The sequence below is a fragment of the Pseudomonas sp. S3_A09 genome, assembly GCF_054668065.1.
The window spans coordinates 4,523,013-4,541,303 of the sequence record NZ_CP162752.1 but is presented as its reverse complement, the minus strand read 5'-3'; the positions used below and the strand labels follow the sequence as shown (position 1 = coordinate 4,541,303).

At 61.6% G+C, this 18,291-nt stretch carries 16 protein-coding genes, 6 tRNA genes and 2 pseudogenes; 5 read left to right on the top strand and 19 right to left on the bottom strand.

The features are described from left to right. Positions 1-14: 14 nt before the first annotated feature. The 6 genes from AB4N92_RS21215 to AB4N92_RS21190 form a co-directional block, all read right to left on the bottom strand. Positions 15-90: transfer RNA gene (locus AB4N92_RS21215), tRNA-Gly, on the bottom strand. 3 nt (positions 91-93) lie between these two features. After that, positions 94-169: transfer RNA gene (locus tag AB4N92_RS21210), tRNA-Glu, on the bottom strand. A gap of 103 nt (positions 170-272) precedes the next feature. Further along, positions 273-348, bottom strand: a tRNA-Gly gene (locus AB4N92_RS21205). Positions 349-351: 3 nt separating this feature from the next. After that, positions 352-427: transfer RNA gene (locus AB4N92_RS21200), tRNA-Glu, on the bottom strand. 104 nt (positions 428-531) lie between these two features. Continuing rightward, a tRNA-Gly gene (locus AB4N92_RS21195) sits at positions 532-607 on the bottom strand. A 4-nt stretch (positions 608-611) separates the two neighbouring features. Beyond that, positions 612-687: transfer RNA gene (locus AB4N92_RS21190), tRNA-Glu, on the bottom strand. 360 nt (positions 688-1,047) lie between these two features. Here AB4N92_RS21190 and AB4N92_RS21185 point away from each other — a divergent pair. Together AB4N92_RS21185 and AB4N92_RS21180 are read left to right on the top strand one after the other, a co-directional pair. Further along, positions 1,048-1,818, top strand: a complete 771-nt coding sequence (locus tag AB4N92_RS21185; RefSeq protein WP_236267013.1) for a hypothetical protein — start codon at positions 1,048-1,050, stop codon at positions 1,816-1,818. 152 nt (positions 1,819-1,970) lie between these two features. Then, on the top strand, positions 1,971-2,783 hold the full coding sequence (locus AB4N92_RS21180) for an alpha/beta fold hydrolase (protein WP_010211671.1): 813 nt from the start codon (positions 1,971-1,973) through the stop codon (positions 2,781-2,783). Between the two features lie 37 nt (positions 2,784-2,820). On the opposite strand, the gene AB4N92_RS21175 is transcribed toward AB4N92_RS21180, so the two are convergent. The 4 genes and pseudogenes from AB4N92_RS21175 to AB4N92_RS21160 form a co-directional block, all read right to left on the bottom strand. Further along, positions 2,821-3,525, bottom strand: a complete 705-nt coding sequence (locus tag AB4N92_RS21175) for a methyl-accepting chemotaxis protein (RefSeq protein WP_422393860.1) — start codon at positions 3,523-3,525, stop codon at positions 2,821-2,823. A 201-nt stretch (positions 3,526-3,726) separates the two neighbouring features. After that, positions 3,727-3,879, bottom strand: a pseudogene (locus tag AB4N92_RS21170) (HAMP domain-containing protein); the annotation flags it as partial. A 1,023-nt stretch (positions 3,880-4,902) separates the two neighbouring features. Then, on the bottom strand, positions 4,903-6,315 hold the full coding sequence (locus tag AB4N92_RS21165) for an aminotransferase-like domain-containing protein (RefSeq protein WP_010211674.1): 1,413 nt from the start codon (positions 6,313-6,315) through the stop codon (positions 4,903-4,905). Between the two features lie 203 nt (positions 6,316-6,518). After that, complete coding sequence (locus tag AB4N92_RS21160) at positions 6,519-7,280, bottom strand: SDR family oxidoreductase (RefSeq protein WP_010211676.1); 762 nt, start codon at positions 7,278-7,280, stop codon at positions 6,519-6,521. Positions 7,281-7,508: 228 nt separating this feature from the next. On the opposite strand from AB4N92_RS21160, the gene AB4N92_RS21155 reads away from it, so the two are divergent. Next, on the top strand, positions 7,509-8,516 hold the full coding sequence (locus tag AB4N92_RS21155) for an NADP-dependent oxidoreductase (RefSeq protein ID WP_010211680.1): 1,008 nt from the start codon (positions 7,509-7,511) through the stop codon (positions 8,514-8,516). A 148-nt stretch (positions 8,517-8,664) separates the two neighbouring features. Here AB4N92_RS21155 and pyrF read toward each other — a convergent pair whose 3' ends face one another. Continuing rightward, positions 8,665-9,363 carry an orotidine-5'-phosphate decarboxylase gene (gene pyrF / locus AB4N92_RS21150; RefSeq protein ID WP_010211681.1) on the bottom strand — a complete coding sequence of 233 codons (699 nt, stop codon included), beginning with the start codon at positions 9,361-9,363 and terminating at the stop codon, positions 8,665-8,667. Positions 9,364-9,622: 259 nt separating this feature from the next. Here pyrF and AB4N92_RS21145 point away from each other — a divergent pair, with 259 nt between their 5' ends. Beyond that, positions 9,623-10,387 carry a response regulator gene (locus tag AB4N92_RS21145; RefSeq protein ID WP_031290855.1) on the top strand — a complete coding sequence of 255 codons (765 nt, stop codon included), beginning with the start codon at positions 9,623-9,625 and terminating at the stop codon, positions 10,385-10,387. Continuing rightward, positions 10,387-11,418: a sensor histidine kinase gene (locus AB4N92_RS21140; protein WP_010211683.1), complete on the top strand. Its 1,032-nt coding sequence runs from the start codon at positions 10,387-10,389 to the stop codon at positions 11,416-11,418. The genes AB4N92_RS21145 and AB4N92_RS21140 overlap by 1 nt, the downstream gene beginning before the upstream one ends. Before the next feature lie 64 nt (positions 11,419-11,482). Here AB4N92_RS21140 and AB4N92_RS21135 read toward each other — a convergent pair. The 8 genes and pseudogenes from AB4N92_RS21135 to AB4N92_RS21100 all read right to left on the bottom strand — a co-directional run bounded on the left by AB4N92_RS21135 (position 11,483) and on the right by AB4N92_RS21100 (position 18,291). Then, positions 11,483-12,543: pseudogene (locus AB4N92_RS21135) on the bottom strand (AI-2E family transporter). Positions 12,544-12,615: 72 nt separating this feature from the next. After that, positions 12,616-13,434 carry a DUF4892 domain-containing protein gene (locus tag AB4N92_RS21130; protein ID WP_010211685.1) on the bottom strand — a complete coding sequence of 273 codons (819 nt, stop codon included), beginning with the start codon at positions 13,432-13,434 and terminating at the stop codon, positions 12,616-12,618. A 102-nt stretch (positions 13,435-13,536) separates the two neighbouring features. Next, complete coding sequence (locus AB4N92_RS21125; RefSeq protein WP_045792362.1) at positions 13,537-14,391, bottom strand: alpha/beta hydrolase; 855 nt, start codon at positions 14,389-14,391, stop codon at positions 13,537-13,539. Beyond that, on the bottom strand, positions 14,388-15,191 hold the full coding sequence (locus AB4N92_RS21120; protein WP_010211687.1) for an alpha/beta fold hydrolase: 804 nt from the start codon (positions 15,189-15,191) through the stop codon (positions 14,388-14,390). Before AB4N92_RS21120 ends, AB4N92_RS21125 begins: the two co-directional genes overlap by 4 nt. A 97-nt stretch (positions 15,192-15,288) precedes the next feature. After that, positions 15,289-15,732 (bottom strand): hotdog fold thioesterase, encoded by a 444-nt coding sequence (locus AB4N92_RS21115; RefSeq protein WP_236267012.1) that lies wholly within the window; start codon positions 15,730-15,732, stop codon positions 15,289-15,291. Between the two features lie 30 nt (positions 15,733-15,762). Continuing rightward, entirely contained in the window at positions 15,763-17,412 is a 1,650-nt protein-coding gene (locus AB4N92_RS21110) for an AMP-binding protein (RefSeq protein WP_044286902.1), read from the bottom strand. Between the two features lie 85 nt (positions 17,413-17,497). Then, a complete protein-coding gene (gene sixA / locus AB4N92_RS21105; protein ID WP_042572456.1) occupies positions 17,498-17,947 on the bottom strand; it encodes a phosphohistidine phosphatase SixA in 450 nt (149 codons plus the stop codon). Continuing rightward, complete coding sequence (locus tag AB4N92_RS21100) at positions 17,944-18,291, bottom strand: DUF4389 domain-containing protein (RefSeq protein ID WP_010211694.1); 348 nt, start codon at positions 18,289-18,291, stop codon at positions 17,944-17,946. The genes sixA and AB4N92_RS21100 overlap by 4 nt, the downstream gene beginning before the upstream one ends.

The window sequence follows — 18,291 nt, the reverse complement described above, 5'->3', positions numbered from 1 at the left end:
GTTTTTGTTGAATATGGAGCGGGAAACGAGACTCGAACTCGCGACCCCGACCTTGGCAAGGTCGTGCTCTACCAACTGAGCTATTCCCGCAAATGGCGTCCCCTAGGGGACTCGAACCCCTGTTACCGCCGTGAAAGGGCGGTGTCCTAGGCCACTAGACGAAGGGGACACGCTACTGAAACACATGGTGTGTATTTCAGTGCCCAGAGGTTAGATCCGAAGATCATGCCCTGGTTTCACTCAGTGCCACCCGAAGGCCACACTGCTTAAATTGGAGCGGGAAACGAGACTCGAACTCGCGACCCCGACCTTGGCAAGGTCGTGCTCTACCAACTGAGCTATTCCCGCAAATGGCGTCCCCTAGGGGACTCGAACCCCTGTTACCGCCGTGAAAGGGCGGTGTCCTAGGCCACTAGACGAAGGGGACACACAACTGAAACACATGGTGTGTATTTCAGTGCCCAGAGGTTAGATCCGAAGATCATGCCCTGGTTTCACTCAGTGCCGCCCGAGAGCCACACTGCTTAAACTTGGAGCGGGAAACGAGACTCGAACTCGCGACCCCGACCTTGGCAAGGTCGTGCTCTACCAACTGAGCTATTCCCGCAAATTGGCGTCCCCTAGGGGACTCGAACCCCTGTTACCGCCGTGAAAGGGCGGTGTCCTAGGCCACTAGACGAAGGGGACACACGTACAACATTCACTACCTAGCCGCGTTTCGCTGTGTGCTTTACGCGTTAAGTGGCGCGCATTCTATGGATGGATTGAAAGGTCGTCAACCCCCAAGGATAAATTTATTAAAATCAATGACTTCGACCTGCTTTGCGGGCTTGCGGGCAGATTGTGCGCGGCCGGGCTTTGACGCCTATATTCTGGCGCCCGACAAGACGCTATAGTTCACGCTGGCAAATGATGGCAATGTGCATCCATGCAGGGAGCGCCTATCTATATAGAAGCAAACTACCCGGGCAACTGGTCGATCAGTCCTATCCGCCGGATGGCCCAGTCACTACACTCTACTGTAAACCCTATAAAGAGGTCACACCGGTGACACCACTCATGATCACCCTGCTGGTAATAGCCGGGATCGCAATACTGATCGCCATTGGCTACATGAACCACGTGGTGGAAAACAACAAGCTTGAAAAGAAGCGCACCGAGATCGAGCTTAATGATCGTCTGCGCCGTTGCGGTGAAATCACCGAAACCTTCCCCGGCCAGTTGATGACCCCGGCACTCAAACTGTTGATCATCCGCCTGGAGCTCAACGTCAACCAGCGCCTGCTGAACCTCAACAAAGGCAGCGCAGCGCTGAAAGCCCGCATCGCCGAGCTGAATGCGCTGGTGGCCCAGGGCGAATCGATCCCGGTGAACAACCCGCCTGCGCCGATCCAGACCGAAGCCAAGGCCAAGGACGTGCGTTTCCTGCTCGAAGCCCTGCACGGCCAGGTCACCCGCGCCGCCCAGGACGGTTTCCTGCCGGCCAACGAGGCCAAGCACTGGATCCGGGAAATCCGCCATATCCTGGTGTTGCTGCATATCGAGTTCTTCAACAACCTTGGCCAGCACGCCCTGCAACAGGCTCAGCCGGGCCAGGCACGCCTGGCATTCGAGCGTGGCGTGCAGTACCTGCGTAAACAGCCGGAGCCGGCGATCTACAGCGCGCAGCTGCAACACCTGGAAGCCCAGCTGGTCCGCGCGAACTCGACGGTGCTGACCAACAGCAAGCCCGCCGAAGACGAAATCAACGAACTTACCGAAGGCCTCAAAGTGGTGGATGCCGACGCCGAGTGGAAGAAAAAAGTCATCTACGACTGATTGTGCGGTCGTGGGGCGAGCCTGTGTTGAGCGGGCTTGCCCGGCTCACTACAACCTCATGGCTTCACAAGATGCCATCACTTTGCATCTATCCCCGCGCGCCCGACTAGCGTAAAAAAGTGCCCCTTACTCCGTGAAGTCAGAGGCCCGTTATGCCCGTCGCCGTCATTGATGGACAACCGCTGCACTACGTAGACCAGGGCACCGGCCCAGTCGTCCTGCTCGGTTCAAGCTACCTGTGGGACGCCGACATGTGGTCGCCACAGATCGAGGCCCTGTCGCAACAGTACCGGGTGATCGTGCCCGAACTGTGGGGCCATGGTGAATCCGCTTCGTTGCCGGCGCAAACCCGCTCCCTTGATGACTTGGCACGCCAGGCCCTGACCCTGATTGACCAGTTGGATATTGCACAGATCAACCTGGTGGGGCTCTCGGTCGGCGGTATGTGGGGCGCACGCCTGGCGCTGCGGGCTCCCGAGCGGATCAACAGCCTGGTGCTGATGGACACCTACCTGGGCGCCGAGCCCGAGGCCACGCGCCAGTACTATTTCTCACTCTTCAAGATGATCGAAGACGCCGGCGCGATCCCCGAGCCGTTGCTGGATGTGGTGGCGCCGATCTTCTTCCGCCCGGGCATCGACCGCGAATCAGCGCTGTACCAGGATTTCCGCAAGCAATTGCAGGGTTACTCCAAGGAGCGCCTGTTGCAGAGCATCGTGCCCCTGGGTCGGTTGATCTTCAGTCGCGAAGACATACTGGAGCAGCTCCCACGCCTGGACGCCGATACCACGCTGGTGATGTGCGGCGAGCAGGACAAACCACGCCCTCCCGCCGAGTCCGAGGAAATGGCCGGGCTGATCGGCTGCAGCCTGATCCTGATTCCGGAAGCAGGCCATATCAGCGCAAGGGAAAACCCGGACTTCGTCAACGAAGCCCTGTTGACTTTCCTCGCCAACAACGCCTGACCGCCCTTCCCCTGCGGTCGCTGCCAACGTGCAGCGATCACAGGCGGAAGTGTCCCACCATGCCCTTGAGTTCCGCCCCCAACTGCGCAAGCTGAATGCTCGACGCGGCGTTGCCTTGCATACTCAACGCCGACTGATCGGCACTGGCGCGGATACTGGTGACGCTGCGGTTGATCTCTTCGGCCACCGAGCTTTGCTCCTCGGCCGCCGCGGCAATCTGCTGGTTCATCTGCTGGATCAACGACACCGCCACCGCGATGCTGCCCAAGGCACTTTCGGTTTCCAGGGCATCGCTCACCGCCAGCTTCACCAACTCCCCGCTTTGCTGGATCTGCTGCACCGAGGACTGTGCCGCGCTGCGCAAGGTGCTGACCAGTCGTTCGATTTCTTCGGTGGAGTGTTGAGTGCGCTTTGCCAAGGCCCGTACTTCATCGGCAACCACCGCAAAACCACGACCCTGCTCGCCAGCGCGGGCGGCCTCGATGGCGGCGTTGAGCGCCAGCAGGTTGGTCTGTTCGGCCACACTTTTGATCACACTCAACACGCTGCCGATATGCTGGATCTCCGCGCTCAGGCTCTCGATGCTGGCGCTCGCACTGGAGCTGGAAGTGGCCAACAACTCGATGCGCTGCAAACTCTGGCGCACGACCCGCTGGCCGCTATCGACTTTTTCATCGGCGGTCTGTGCGGCTTGCGCGGCCTCTTCGGCGTTGCGTGCCACGTCATGCACGGTGGCGGTCATCTGGTTCATCGCCGTGGCGACCTGTTCGGTTTCTTCTTTCTGGCTGCTGACCTCGACATTGGTCTGCTCGGTGACGCTGGACAAGGAATGCGCCGAACTGGCCAGTTGCTCGATACCGGCTTGCAGGCCGCTGACCATCTGGCTAAGCCCGTTGCCCATCTGTTGCATGGCCTGCATCAACTGCCCGATTTCATCACGGCGGTTGACCTCCATGCGCCCGCTCAAATCGCCGGCGGCGATCTGCTGCGCCACGGCAATCACGCTGCGCAGCGGTGCGACGATCAAACGGGTGATCACCCACGCCGCTATCAACCCCACCAGCAAGGCCAGGGCCGAAGAACCGAGGATCAGCATTGAGCTTTTCTTCAACTGCGCCTGCATGGACTGGTCTTCGGCGTCGTATGCCTGGTTGACCCGGCTGACCACTTGGTCCGCCCGATCATGCAACTGTTTGTAGACCACCTTCTCTTGAGCCAGTAGCCCGGTGTACTCACCGAGTTTTTCACTGAAGGCGGCGATATGCCCGGCCACTTCGTTGAGCACGGTCTGGTAGCCAGAGTCCTTGACCGAGGTCTTCAGTTGCTCGACCTGGGCCAGGGCCTGGTCGGCTTGCTCGATCTTGCCTTGTTCGCTGGTGTCTTCATCGACTTTACGGCTCTGGTTCAGGCGTACATGGGCTTCATTCATGGCCTGCAGCATCAGGCGCGACACCTGGCTGACCTGCCCCGCCTGCTCGATAAACTCAGCGCCTTCCTTACCCTGGCTTTCCTTCAGGCCATAGGCGCCGTCATCCGCCAGCCCGGCCTGCAACACATCCAGATTGTTCGCCACGCTGGACACCGACCAACTGGCCATTTCCAACGCCAGGTCCTTGGTCTGGGTCAATTCGACAAACTCATCGAACGCCTTGCGGTAGGCGGCCAAGGCTTCCTCGACATCGGTCATCACCGGCACGTTGGCCGCCGACTGGGCCTTGAGACTGGCCGCAAGAGCCGCCAAGGCATCGACACTTTCATGCAGGGCGTCGACGGCCTTGGGGTCGGCGTGCAACGCGTAGTCCTGCTCGATCAGGCGCACCTTGAGTAAACCGCTGTTCAGCGACGACATGGCCTTGAGCCCTTCGAAACGCTGACCAATGGTTTGCAGGGACCACACCCCGATCGCTGCGATCAACGCCGTCAGCAGCAGTACCAGGGTGAAGCCCAGGCCCAGTTTTTTTGCCATACCGAGGTTGGCGAATTGTCGTTGCACGGCCGAAATCATTGCACTTGAATCCTCTTGCAATGGCGGTTGCCATCGAGCCCTGTTTACACAGGCGAGAGTCGCAACCACAGGGCACTGAACACAAGTCGTTGGCGCCACAATAATGGCAAAAAGCTACACACTCGTCGTTTTCAGAATGGTCGAGGTCGATCTGGCGGGCCCCATGGCGCGGAACAACGCCAACGCCCGTTGATCAGCGGCATAGGCCACGTTGATGCGCAGCCACTCACTGGGCTCGCTGGTTGGGCTGAACAGCGCCCCCGGCGACAACAGAACGCCGAGCCGTCGGGCACATGCCTGCAACTGTGACCAGTCCCCTACTCCCGGACGAGCCCACAGGAACATACCGCCTGCAGGTATGGCGAACACCTCCCACTCCTCGTCCTCCAGCACCTGTAGCGTAGCTGCCATTTGCGTGTTCAGCCGCTTGCGCAAGCGCTGTACCCATTTGCGGTAGGTGCCATTTGCGAGCAGCGTGACCACCACCGCTTCGGCAAAGCGTGAAGTGCCGAAACCGGTCAGGGTCTTGAGGCTGGCCAACTGCGCGATGATCGCGGCGCTGGCACTCAGGTAACCCACGCGCAAGGCACTGCTCAAGGTTTTGGAAAAGCTGGCGACGTAGATCACCCGATCATCATGGGGCAGTGCTGAAAGGCGTGTGCAACTGGCGTGTTGCAGGTCACCGAAAACATCCTCTTCAACGATCAGGAAATTGTCGCGCCGCGCCAGCTCCAGCAAACGCTCTGCCACCGTGCGGCACAGGCTGGAGCCGGTGGGATTGTGGTACAGGCTGTTGATGAACAGGCACTTGGGCCGATGCCGCTGCAGCAGCGCTTCCAGCGCCGGAATATCCGGGCCTCCGGGGGTTCGCGGGACTTGCAGGAGTTGCACGCCGTGAAAAGCCAATTGCCGATAGAGGTTGCCGTACCCGGGCGTTTCGACCACCACGCAGTCGCCGGCCTTGAGCAGGGTGCGTATCAGCAAGTCCTGGGCATGGCTTGCGCCCGCCGTGGTGAGGATACGGTCCTGGTGGGTGGCAATGTGGATTCGGCTCAGACGCTTGAACAGTTGTTCACGCAGCGCCGGCAACCCCAATGGCGTGCTGTAGTTGAACAGGCCGGCGGTGTCGGTTCGAGTGACCTCACGAATCGCGTAACTGATGTCATCGCTTTCACGCCAGGCATCCGGCAACCAGCCGCAGCCCAACTTCAGCTCGCCCAGTGGGCTATCAACGAAGGTGCCCCATCCCCGCTCCGCACCTTCGTACCAAAGGTCCTCAGGCAAAGCGGGCGGCTGGGCCACGCTGAAACCCGAACCGGGCCTGGAAACCAGCACACCCTGGGCAACCATCCGCTCGAACGCTTCGATCACGCTGGATTGGCTGAGCAAGTTATCGAGGGCCACCTGTCGAATGGACGGTAAGCGCGTGCCGGGGCTCGCGCCACTCGAGCGAATCCATTGCGTCACTGCGCTGATGATTTGCTGCACCACCGGTACAAGGGCTTGTCGATCGATCCCTAAATCCATGCGCCACTCACTTCAACTGTCTGTTATTCAACCCGGAACAGTTAAGCACAGAAGCCCATTTCGACCGCCTGCCAATACTTATTAAATCATTGATTTTGTTGGATTATTTACCTGCTGATACACATTCTGACGGGGCACTCCGCCATCTATGGAAACGCCCCACAGCCCCCCAAACCTTTTCGAATGGAGGGCGGCGTGAGGTCCTAGATTGCGGTCGCACCACCGTCCACCGCCAAGGCTTGACCCGTGGTAAACGCCGCACCGTCGCTGCACAGATAAAGCACCGCACTGGCAATTTCCTCGACCTTGCCGATGCGACCCACCGGGTGCATGGCAGCGGCAAATTCAGCTTTGCGTGGGTCGGCTTCATAGGCTCGCCGGAACATATCGGTATCGATCACGGCCGGGCAGACCGCGTTGACGCGGATTTTCTTCTTCGCATACTCGATGGCAGCCGATTTGGTCAGGCCAATCACCGCATGTTTGGAAGCCGCATAAATACTCATCTTCGGCGCCGCGCCCAACCCCGCGACTGACGCGGTGTTGACGATCGCCCCGCCGCCCTGGGCCAACAGCAACGGCAACTGGTGCTTCATGCACAACCACACGCCCTTGACGTTGACACCCATGATCGCGTCGAACTCATCCAGGCTGCCGTCGGCCAGCTTGCCCTTTTCGATTTCGATCCCGGCATTATTGAAGGCGTAGTCCAGGCGACCATAGGCGGCAAGGGTCTGGGCCATCAATTGCTGGACATCCGCCTCCAGCGTGACGTTGCAGCGCACAAACAGCGCTTCGCCGCCGGCCTGATGGATCAGGGCGACGGTGTTTTCACCGCCCGTTGCATCCAAATCGGCAACCACGACCTTCAAACCTTCGGCGGCGAACGCCAGCGCGGTGGCGCGGCCAATACCGGCAGCGGCGCCGGTCACCAGAGCGACCTGGCCGGAAAACGTCATGCTCATAGAAGATGTCCTGTGGGAGAAAAAGCGGTGGGTCGAGTCTAGCCAACGCCGCGCCGGACGCGTCAGCACTATCAAACCGCCGGTTGGGGCTGCATGGATCGCAGTGATAAGGGCCACCTGGCGACTATCAGCAACACCTATCGACCGGCATTCGCGCCCTCGGTGAACCTTGCTCCCTGCCCATTGAAGGGCTATCACTTCAGGTTCATTTCCAGAAGAGTCGCCACCATGACCGCCCAGACCAACCGCCAATTCCTGCTCGCCAAGCGCCCGGTCGGCGCGGCTACCCGGGACACCTTCACTTACCAGGAAGTCCCGGTGGGCACGCCCCAGGACGGCCAAGTGCTGGTGCATAACGAATACCTGTCCCTCGACCCGGCCATGCGCGGCTGGATGAATGAAGGCAAGTCCTATATTGCGCCGGTCGGCATCGGCGAGGTGATGCGCGCGCTGGGTGTGGGCAAGGTGATTGCCTCGAACAACCCGAAGTTCGCCGTCGGCGACTACGTCAACGGTGCGCTGGGCGTGCAGGATTATTTCCTGGGCGAGCCGCGTGGCTTCTACAAGGTTGACCCGAAACTGGCGCCTTTGCCGCGCTACCTGTCTGCCTTGGGCATGACGGGCATGACCGCCTACTTTGCACTGTTGGACACCGGTGCGCCAAAGGCCGGCGAAACCGTGGTGATCTCCGGCGCGGCCGGTGCCGTGGGCAGCATTGCCGGGCAGATTGCCAAACTCAAGGGCTGCCGTGTGGTGGGCATTGCCGGTGGCGCCGACAAGTGCAAATTCCTGGTGGATGAGCTGGGCTTCGATGCCGCCATCGATTACAAAAGCGAAGACGTGCCCGCTGCACTCAAACGCGAGTGCCCCAAAGGCGTGGATGTGTATTTCGATAACGTCGGCGGCGATATTCTCGATGCCGTCCTCAGCCGCCTGGCACTGAAAGCCCGCGTGGTGATCTGCGGCGCCATCAGCCAGTACAACAACAAGGAAGCCGTGAAAGGTCCGGCCAATTACTTGTCACTGCTGGTCAATCGCGCGCGCATGGAAGGGTTTGTGGTGATGGATCACGCTGCAGGCTTTGCCGCTGCCGGGCAGGAAATGGCCGGCTGGATGGCCCAGGGCAAGCTCAAGAGCAAGGAAGATATCGTGGAGGGGCTGGAGACGTTCCCGGAGACGTTGATGAAGCTGTTCAACGGGGAGAACTTCGGGAAGTTGGTGCTCAAGGTCAGCTGACGCAGCTGAACCCAATGTAACCACTCCCCCAAAAACGCTGGCCGCAATTCGACAGGGATTGGGCGGCTAAACCGGCAGGGATGCCGGTTTAGCCGCCAGCGGTAGCAAGCGCCCCATCGCTGGCAAGTCAGCAGCGCCTACCCGTTGTTTAGGCGATTTCAGCGACAACTGCCGCCAACGCCTTGGCCGGATCCGCCGCCTGACTGATCGGACGACCGATCACCAGATAATCGGAACCCGCGTCCAGTGCCTGGCGCGGCGTCAGGATGCGGCGCTGATCGTCCTGGGCGCTGCCCGCCGGACGAATCCCCGGGGTCACCAATTGCAGCGACGGGTGCGCGGTTTTCAGCGCCTGGGCTTCCAGCGCCGAGCACACCAGGCCGTCGAGGCCGGCTTTCTGCGCCAGGGCAGCCAGGCGCAGCACTTGCTCCTGGGGTTCGATGTCCAGGCCGATGCCAGCCAGGTCTTCGCGTTCCATGCTGGTGAGTACGGTCACACCGATCAGCAAAGGTTTAGGACCGCTGCGCTGCTCCAACACCTCACGGCAGGCGCTCATCATGCGCAGGCCACCGGAGCAGTGCACGTTGACCATCCACACGCCCATTTCGGCGGCGGCCTTGACCGCCATAGCGGTGGTGTTCGGGATATCGTGGAATTTCAGGTCGAGGAACACCTCGAAGCCTTTATCACGCAGGGTGCCGACGATTTCCGCGGCGCAACTGGTGAACAGTTCCTTGCCGACCTTGACCCGGCAAAGCTTCGGGTCCAACTGGTCAGCCAGCTTCAGTGCGGCGTCACGAGTGGGGTAATCCAGGGCGACGATGATAGGAGTCTGGCAGACGGACATTGGAATGGGCTCTCAGGCAAGTCGAAATCGGCGCGGATTGTAGCGCAAGCGGCGCCGTTGCGGGATCCGATGATCGGTAAATACTGACCAACCGCCATCGGGCGGGCATTTTCTGCAATTATTTCAAAGTTGATACATTCACGACACGCCCCCAACACGCCCCTCGGCTAGCCTCGCACGCACGACCCACCGACCAGCACTTCCAGCCATGGGGCTGGGCGCCTATGCTGACCGCAACGACCAGGCAGATGATCGCATTATGCAGACCCCTTCCGTCTCTTTGAACGACGAGCAAAAAGGCGCAGTGATCGCCGATGACACACGCTGGAACACCCGCGCGCTGATCGTTGACGACGATGTGCCGATCCGTGAACTGCTGATCGATTACCTCGCGCGCTTCGGCATCCTGGCCACCGGCGTCACCGACGGCACCGCGATGCGCCAGGCCATGCAAGCCGAAACCTTCGATGTGGTGGTGCTTGACCTGATGTTGCCGGGTGAAGACGGCCTGTCGCTGTGCCGCTGGCTGCGCGCGGAGTCGGACATCCCGATCCTGATGCTCACCGCCCGCTGCGAACCCACCGACCGGATCATCGGCCTGGAACTGGGCGCCGACGACTATATGTCCAAGCCATTCGAGCCGCGTGAGCTGGTAGCGCGGATCCAGACCATCCTGCGCCGAGTGCGCGATGATCGCACCGAACAGCGCGCCAACATCCGCTTCGACAACTGGCGCCTCAACAGCGTGTTACGCCAACTGGTCGCCGATAATGGCCTGGTGGTGCCGCTGTCCAACGCAGAATTCCGCCTGCTGTGGGTGTTCATCGAGCGCCCGCGCCGGGTATTGAGCCGTGAGCAATTGCTGGATGCCGCCCGAGGCCGCTCCATTGAGGCCTTTGATCGCAGCATCGACTTGCTGGTGTCGCGCCTGCGGCAAAAACTCGGGGATGACCCCAAGGCCCCGCACCTGATCAAGACCGTGCGTGGCGAAGGCTACCTGTTCGATGCACGGGACATCGGTTAATGCGTAACGGCTTCAACACGTTATTCGGTCGACTGTTTGGCGTGTTGCTGGTAGCGATTATCCTGGCCCACGTGCTGGCGTTCTCCTGGTTTCGCTATTACGGCCCGCCCCCGCCGCCTCAGGAAACCTTTGTCGAACAGCCCGACGGCACGATGAAGCCTCTGCCCAAGCACAAGCGCCCGTGGTTTGGCGGCCCGGTGGTGCCGCTGACGTTCCAATTCATCTCGCTGATCATTGCGGCCTGGTACGGTGCCAAGTTGCTGAGCCGTCCGATTCAGCGCCTGAGCGAAGCCGCCGAGCGCTTGAGCCTGGACCTCGACAGCCCGCCCCTCGACGAATCGGGACCGCGTGAGGCACAGCAGGCCGCGTCGACTTTTAACCTGATGCAACGGCGTATCCGCGAACAGGTCAGCCAGCGTGCGCGCATGCTTGGCGCGGTTTCCCATGACCTGCGCACCCCGCTGTCACGCCTCAAGCTGCGCCTGGAACAGATCGACGACACCAAGCTGCAGGGCCAGATGCGCCAGGACCTCGACGACATGATCGGCATGCTCGACGCCACCCTGAGCTACCTGCACGAGCAACGCACCAGCGAAGCCCGGCATTGGCTGGACGTGCAGGCGCTGGTGGAGTCGATGAGCGAAAACGCCCAGGACCAGGGCGCCGACGTGCAGTTCGCCGGCACCTGCGCGCCGCTGCAGGTGCAGCCGATGGCCTTGCGTTCGTGCCTCAACAACCTGATCGACAATGCCCTGCGCTATGCCGGTACGGCGCGCATCGAACTGACGGACAGCCGCGAGGCCTTGGTGATCCGTGTGATCGACCACGGCCCCGGCATCGCCGCTGACAAGCGTGAGGCGGTGTTCGAGCCGTTCTATCGCCTGGAGGGCTCACGCAATCGCAACTCCGGCGGTGTCGGCCTGGGCATGACGATTTCCAAGGAGGCGGCGGAACGCCTCGGCGGTCGGCTGGACCTGGAGGAAACACCGGGTGGTGGGCTGACCGCCGTGATGTGGTTGCCCAGGGTCTGAAGGGCCAACACGGACTCATGCAGGAGCAGGCAAGCCAGCTCCCACAATGATTTCTACCGGTCAGTTACAGGGGTTTATCTTCCCGCCGTCCTTGGGCATGGGTTGCGCTCCAATCCATCAACAGGCTGTAGGCCACCGCCAGCAGGGTCGGACCGATAAACAGGCCGATGAACCCAAACGCAATCAAGCCGCCGAACACGCCAAGCAGCACGATCACCAGCGGCAGGTTGCCACCACGGCTGATCAGGTACGGCTTGAGCACGTTGTCCACGCCGCTGATGATGAAGGTGCCCCACACGCCGAGGAACACCGCGTAGGTGTAGTCGCCCTTCCAGGCCAGCCAGGCCGTGGCCGGGATCCATACCAGCGGCGGTCCCATGGGGATGAGGCTGAGCAGGAAGGTGACGATACCCAGCACCAGCGCGCCCGGTACGCCAGCAATCAAGAAGCCGATCAACGCCAACAGCGCTTGCGCGGCGGCGGTGCCGATCACGCCGTTGACCACCCGCTGTACGGTGCCGGCCACCAGTTCGATGTAGTAGCCAGCACGATCGCCGATCAAGCGTTCCAACAGGCGGTGAACGAACATCGCCAGGCGCGGCCCATCACGGTAGAAAAAGAACACGAATACCAGGCTAAGGGTCAGTTCCAGAATCCCCCCACCGATTTGCGCACTGCGCGCCAGCAACCAGTTGCCGACCTGCCCCAGGTAAGGCTTGATGCTGACCATCAAGGCCGCGCCCTGCTGATCAATGCTGTCCCACATCGCCACCAGCCGTTCGCCGACAAAGGGGATCGAGCCGAGCCAGGTAGGCGCCTCCGGCAAGCCGTCGACCTGGATATCCTTGATCAACGCCGTTGCATCGCGCACGTGATCCGCGAGGTTGAAACCCAGCCACACCAGCGGCAGCGCCACCAGCAGCATCCAACCCAACGTGAGGATGCCGGCGGCCAAGGATTCCCGCCCCCCAGCCAGCGGGTGAGCAGGACCATCAACGGCCAGCTGGCAAACGCCAGCACCGCGCCCCAGAACAGCGCCGACCAGAACGGCGCCATCACCCAGAAACTGGCACCGAACAGCACCAGCAGCAGGATTTGCACCAGTAGGCGATCGTTATTGAGCATGTAGGATCTCGAAAGGAAGACTGTAGGAAGACAGCTTAGGCGAACGGCACGGGTCCGTTCGCCCTGTTACGCCTAGCGTATCAGATGCAGGTGCAGGCCCTTGGCGTCACCCGTGCCGATTTCCATGCGCGCAGCGCGCACGCCCTTGTCAACCAGCGCCTGGCGCCAGGCCTCAGCGGTCGGGCCGGTCAGGCTGACGCGCAACGTGGCATCCAGGTTCAGGCCACGGGAAATCAGGGTCAGCCAGGTGTCGTCAGGGTCGCCGCCCAGTGCGGGAAAATCCAGCTCGCCGGTGCTTTTCAACTCACGCAGTAGGGTCGCGGAGGTGGGCAACAGGTCGGCCAACGGCGCGCTGGCATCCAACTGCTCTACATGCAGATAGGCGCGGCGATTGCCACGGGTGATGCCGTACAGCGCCACCAGGGAGTTTTCCTGGGGAGCCGCCAGGCGCAGCAGCAGGTATTCCTGCTGGCCGTCGGCACCCACCAGCTTGGCGTTGCCGAACACTTCATTGGCCCACAGGCTGCTTTCACCGCAATCCCGGGCCTGGCACCAGAACAACAACTGCGCGCCCTTTTCCTGCAACGCTTCACGCGTTGCCGTAAACGCGGCGCTGGAGCTGTGTTCGGGGGGCAGTTCATAGGTGATGGCGGAGGTCTGGCCGCGGGCGGTGGCCTGGCCTTCATAACGCAGTTGGCCGCTGATCTTGCGGATCGCGCCCATGGGGTAGATGCGTTCTTTTTCTTCGGCGGGACGGTAGTCGACAATTTGCGAATCGACCTGACGGGCCACGGTGGGCAGGTCCTGGCTGCCCGGTACGTCGGCGGCGAATACCAGTGGGCTCAAAAGGCTCAAGCCCAGGATACGGATACATCCGTTACGCACGCTCATAAGATCAACGAGCCCTGGCCATCGGAGGTCACAGCGGTGTTGAAGTAGTTCATGGTTGACTCCCTATCAATCCGCCCAGCCTCGGCAGTTGACCGCCCCAAGTCAAGGCGCGGAGAAGAACCGATTGAAACAGTCTGCAACAAGGACCGCGCCGGACTCCTCATTCAAGTGCAAATGATGGCCGCCTGGCAGCGTGCTGACTGCAAAGGGTAGCTGGGAAAGCAATTCGGAATGTTTCGCCAGCATGCCATCCGCAGCGACCACCAATTGAGTAGGACAAGCTACGCGCCGCACGAAGGCCATCGCTTGTTCGTCGGTCAGGCGCATCGGCGAAGCCAGGGTCAGACGGCTGTCGGTGCGCCAGGTGTAACCGCCCGGCACTGGCATCAAACCGCGCTGGGCCAGCAGTTCGGCAGCTTCGCGGCTGACCGCCACTACCCCTTTCATGCGCGCTTCGACCGCTCGATCCAGGGTGTTATAGACCGGCTTGCGCTTTTCCTGCAGGTTCAATTGCGCCTGCAAAGCCATACCCAGCCGCTCGGCGGCGTTCTCACCGCTGGCGGTCGGTGGGATCACGCCGTCGATCAATCCCAGGTGGGTCACACGCTCCGGCAACGCGCCGGCCAGCACCAGGGACACGATCGCGCCGAGAGAGTGACCAAGTAATGCAAAACGTTTCCACCCGAGTTGCTCAGCGACTTGCAGCACGTCATAGACGTAATCCCACAAGGCATAACCGGCACCTGTAGGACGATGCGCCGAATGCCCATGCCCGGCCATATCCAGTGCAACGACGCGCAAGCCCTGAAGTTTCGGCGCCAGTCGCGCAAAGCTGTTGGCATTGTCCAGCCAGCCATGCAGGGCGATCACCGGCAAACCGTCCTCGGGGCCAAACAGATGGGCCGCCAGTTCGATATGCGGCAGGCTCAGGCGGACTTCTTCGACCGGCGTGCTCATGCGCAGCTGCGCTCGCGGGCTTCCCAGCGGGAAAACAGGTTCTTGATCAAGGCCGCGGTGTCTTGCGGGCGTTCAAGGGGAAACATGTGGCCACCAGGCATTGTGAGCATCTCGCCCATGGGCAGGCGCCCGACGCCATTGGCGTGGTGACGCATCACCACCCGGCTTTGCCGACCGCGCACCACCGCCAGCGGCACCTTCAACTGGCGCACCTGGCCGGGGCTGGTGTGGGGCACGCCCCGGTAGATGCTGATTTCGGTGGCCGGGTCGAAGCGCAGGCGCAGGCGATCGCCCACCTGATACAGGCCATGTTGCAGGTAAGCGTCGAAGCATTCCGGGTCAAAGCCACGGAACAGGGTTTTGCCGGCGAAGTAACTGCGCGCCGCCTCCAGGTCGGTAAATTCCTCGCGACGGCCCAGGGTGCGTCCGGCCGGGGTCAAGCGGTCGATGAAACCCAAGCGCTTGGCCGCACGAATCACCCAGCGGTCCGCGCGGGTCAGCACGGGCGAATCCAGCATCACCACCCCGCGATACAACTGTGGGCACCGCATGGCCGCGTGCAGGTGCAACACGCCACCGAGGGAATGGCCCACGCCCCACACCGGCTCAGGTTGCTGTTCCAGGTGATGGATCAGCTCGTCCACCAGGTTCTGCCAGTTATCGTCCACCGGAAATCGGGGGTCGTGACCGTGCTGCGGCAGGTGGGCCACCGTATATTCCGGGGCCAGGGCGGCGAACAACTTGCCGTAGGTAGCCGAGGGGAAGCCATTGGCGTGAGCAAAAAACACGTGCTGCGACATACCGGATCCATCTACAAAAACAGAGATTGATTGTCACCATGCCCAGCCGGCACAGCAATGACTGTAACTGCCAGGAATGATGACACTCACGCCACACCTATCGCGCCGGCGGGTTCTCGCCCAGCGGCACCACCGCCATGGTCAGGCGCGACACGCAACTGGCCTTGCCCTCATCGCTTATCAGGCGGATGTCCCAGACCTGGGTGGTGCGACCGATATGGATCGCCTTGGCCACCGCCGTCACCCGCCCGCTACGCACACCGCGCAGGTGGTTGGCGTTGACCTCCAGGCCGACGCAATAAAACTTGCTCGGGTCGATACACAGATAGGCCGCCATAGAGCCGACGCTCTCGGCCAACACCACCGACGCGCCGCCGTGCAACAGGCCGTAGGGCTGATGGGTGCGATGGTCGACTACCATGCTGGCGGTCAGGGAATCGTCGTCGAAGCTTTCAAAGCGGATATCGAGCAGTTCACCGATGGTGTTTTTCTGGATCGCGTTGAGTTGTTCGATATTCGGTTGGGTGCGCCACAGGCTCATGGAATTGTCCTTATTGGTTTTATTACGGCCCTAATCCTGCCACAGAACCGTTTCGGAACGCTCGCTCCACCGCTGGAAATATTCACCGTAAGTCGATTCGATCGCGTTGCGTTTGATCTTCAAGGTCGGCGTCAAAAAGCCGTTTTCCACTGCCCAACTGTCTTTCACCACCACCAGTTGGCGCAGGCGCTCATGCTTGTCCAGCGTCTGGTTGACCTGTACCAACCAACGTTCAAGACTGCTGCGCAGCGCTTGCGGGTCCTGTTCCACCGCCGACAATACGCACAAACCAATAGGCGCGCTCAACCCATCCCCCACCACACACACCTGCTCGATACGCGCATGTTCGGCCAGGCGGTTTTCGATCGGCGCCGGGGCCACGTATTTGCCCTTGCTGGTCTTGAAGATCTCCTTCAGCCGTCCGGTCAGGCGCAGACGGCCCTCGGTGTCCTGCTCGCCTTTGTCCCCCGTGCGCAGGAAGCCATCGGCGGTGATCGTCTCGGCGGTTTTCTGCGGGTCCTTGTAGTAGCCGAGCATGGTCGCACCGCTCCGCACCTGCACTTCCCCCGCAGGATCGATACGCACTTCAACACCGGGGCAAGGCAGGCCGATCCAGCCGAGGGTTTGCTGACCGGGACGGCAAACATGGGAGTAGCCGCAACTCTCGGTCATGCCATACACCTCAAGCACGTCCAGGCCCAGCCGCCGATACCAGCGCAGCAGCGCTTCAGGCACAGGCGCTGCCCCCGAAAGCGCGATACGCAACGCGTCCAAGCCCAGGCCGGCGAGCACCTTGTGGCCCACACGCTTGCCGATGAACGGCAGGCGCAGCAAGGTGTCAAGGCGTTTTGCCGGAACCTTGGCGTAGACGCCCATCTGGAATTTGGTCCAGATGCGCGGCACGCCAAACAGTGCGGTCGGACGCGCCCTGCGTAGGTCCACCAGAAACGTCTCCAGGCTTTCGGCGAAAAACACTGTTTGCCCGGTGTAAATCGAGGCCATTTCCACAAACATCCGCTCCGCCACGTGGCACAGCGGCAGGTAGGACAACAACCGGTCGCCCTCACCCAAGCCAAACAACGCCGTACCACGGGTCGCGGCAAACCCCAGCGCGCCGAAGCTGTGCATCACGCCTTTGGGCAGGCCCGTGGTACCGGAGGTATAAATGATGGTGGCCAGGTCCGAGGCGGCCGGTGCCGGGTCATCCTGAATCGGCGAGGAGGCCTGCAGATCGGCCCAACTGAAATCGAACTCGCCCGACGGGCACAACGGCAGGCTGATGGTCGGCACATCCTTAGGCACACCGGGCGCCATGGCTGGCCAATCATCAAGCTTGCCGATCAACACCAACGCCGCCTCGGAATGAGTCAGCACATGGGCAACGGAATCAGCGGTGAGGTTGGGGTAGAGCGGCACCGAGACATGGCCGGCCATCCAGATCGCCAGGTCGGCAATGATCCAGTGGGCGCAGTTTTTCGAGATCAACGCAATGTGCGAGCCCTGGGGCAACTCCCGGGCGCGCAGCCAGTTCGCGGCGCAGCGAGCCTGGTGGCCAACGTCGCCCCAGGTAAGGCTTTGCACCTCGCCATCACCGACGGGCTGCACCAGAAAGGTTTGGCGCGGATGTCGCGCTTCACGTTCGAAGAAGACCTGCAACGGCAAACGAAAAGCGACGGGCATGGGACGCGCTCCTTTGTGGTCCGACGATAGCCAACCAAGCACTTGCTTGGTTGACTATATAGCACACACAAAACCGCGATAAAGCCTACGGATTCTTCACGTTGACCAGGTTCATCAGCCCCGCCAGCGGGAAATCCCCTTCCAGTTCCGCCAGGCTGGCGGTGTGCATCGGCTGTGGCTGCCGCAGGTGACCGTGCTGCAAAAAGCTGATCAGGCTGCCCACCAACGGTTGATGGCTGACCAGCAGCACGTTGTCATCGGTGTCGAGCTTCTCCAGCACCAGCAGCGGGTTGCCCTCGGGGGTCAGCCACGGCACCGTGCGGATTTCCGGTTCGAAACCTAATGCATCGCGCACCAGGTGCGCAGTTTGCTGCGCCCGCACATAGGGGCTGGCGATGATCGCGCTCAGGGGCTGGTCGATCAGGTGCGCGGCACTGCGCAACACTTCTCCACGGCCGTGCTCGGTGAGGTTGCGCTCGGCATCGGTGCGGGCATGCCCTTCGGCCTCACCGTGGCGCAGTATCCACAGCTTCACAGCTTTGGCTCTTCATCACGCACCGGATGCGGCGCCGGCGGCACGCTGTGGGCGGCTTCGCCCTCGGGCGCGCGCGGGGTCGGCCAGTCGGCGAAAGGCCACGGCTTCTGTTCGGTGTGGAAGCTGCCGAAGCGGCCGATCTGCGCCAGGAACTGGCTGAGGCTGTCGCCGAAGTTCATCAGGCCCAGGTTCGGGGCGCTGTAGACCAGGCGGTAGATCAGTTGCACCACCACCAGTGCGCCGAGCAGGAACTGCGCCACCTGCCACACCAGGGCAAACACCAGCATCCACAGGATGCGCAGGGCAATGGATTCGTACTTGGGGGCTGCTTTCGGATCGTTCAT

Bases quoted from the DNA above. Each gene is read 5' to 3' on its own strand.
- AB4N92_RS21180 (WP_010211671.1), top strand. From the start codon at position 1,971: ATGCCCGTCGCCGTCATTGATGGACAACCGCTGCACTACGTAGACCAG.
- AB4N92_RS21175 (WP_422393860.1), bottom strand. From the start codon at position 3,525: ATGACCGCCACCGTGCATGACGTGGCACGCAACGCCGAAGAGGCCGCG.
- AB4N92_RS21165 (WP_010211674.1), bottom strand. From the start codon at position 6,315: ATGGATTTAGGGATCGATCGACAAGCCCTTGTACCGGTGGTGCAGCAA.
- AB4N92_RS21160 (WP_010211676.1), bottom strand. From the start codon at position 7,280: ATGAGCATGACGTTTTCCGGCCAGGTCGCTCTGGTGACCGGCGCCGCT.
- AB4N92_RS21155 (WP_010211680.1), top strand. From the start codon at position 7,509: ATGACCGCCCAGACCAACCGCCAATTCCTGCTCGCCAAGCGCCCGGTC.
- pyrF (WP_010211681.1), bottom strand. From the start codon at position 9,363: ATGTCCGTCTGCCAGACTCCTATCATCGTCGCCCTGGATTACCCCACT.
- AB4N92_RS21145 (WP_031290855.1), top strand. From the start codon at position 9,623: ATGCAGACCCCTTCCGTCTCTTTGAACGACGAGCAAAAAGGCGCAGTG.
- AB4N92_RS21140 (WP_010211683.1), top strand. From the start codon at position 10,387: ATGCGTAACGGCTTCAACACGTTATTCGGTCGACTGTTTGGCGTGTTG.
- AB4N92_RS21130 (WP_010211685.1), bottom strand. From the start codon at position 13,434: ATGAGCGTGCGTAACGGATGTATCCGTATCCTGGGCTTGAGCCTTTTG.
- AB4N92_RS21125 (WP_045792362.1), bottom strand. From the start codon at position 14,391: ATGAGCACGCCGGTCGAAGAAGTCCGCCTGAGCCTGCCGCATATCGAA.
- AB4N92_RS21120 (WP_010211687.1), bottom strand. From the start codon at position 15,191: ATGTCGCAGCACGTGTTTTTTGCTCACGCCAATGGCTTCCCCTCGGCT.
- AB4N92_RS21115 (WP_236267012.1), bottom strand. From the start codon at position 15,732: ATGAGCCTGTGGCGCACCCAACCGAATATCGAACAACTCAACGCGATC.
- AB4N92_RS21110 (WP_044286902.1), bottom strand. From the start codon at position 17,412: ATGCCCGTCGCTTTTCGTTTGCCGTTGCAGGTCTTCTTCGAACGTGAA.
- AB4N92_RS21100 (WP_010211694.1), bottom strand. From the start codon at position 18,291: ATGAACGATCCGAAAGCAGCCCCCAAGTACGAATCCATTGCCCTGCGC.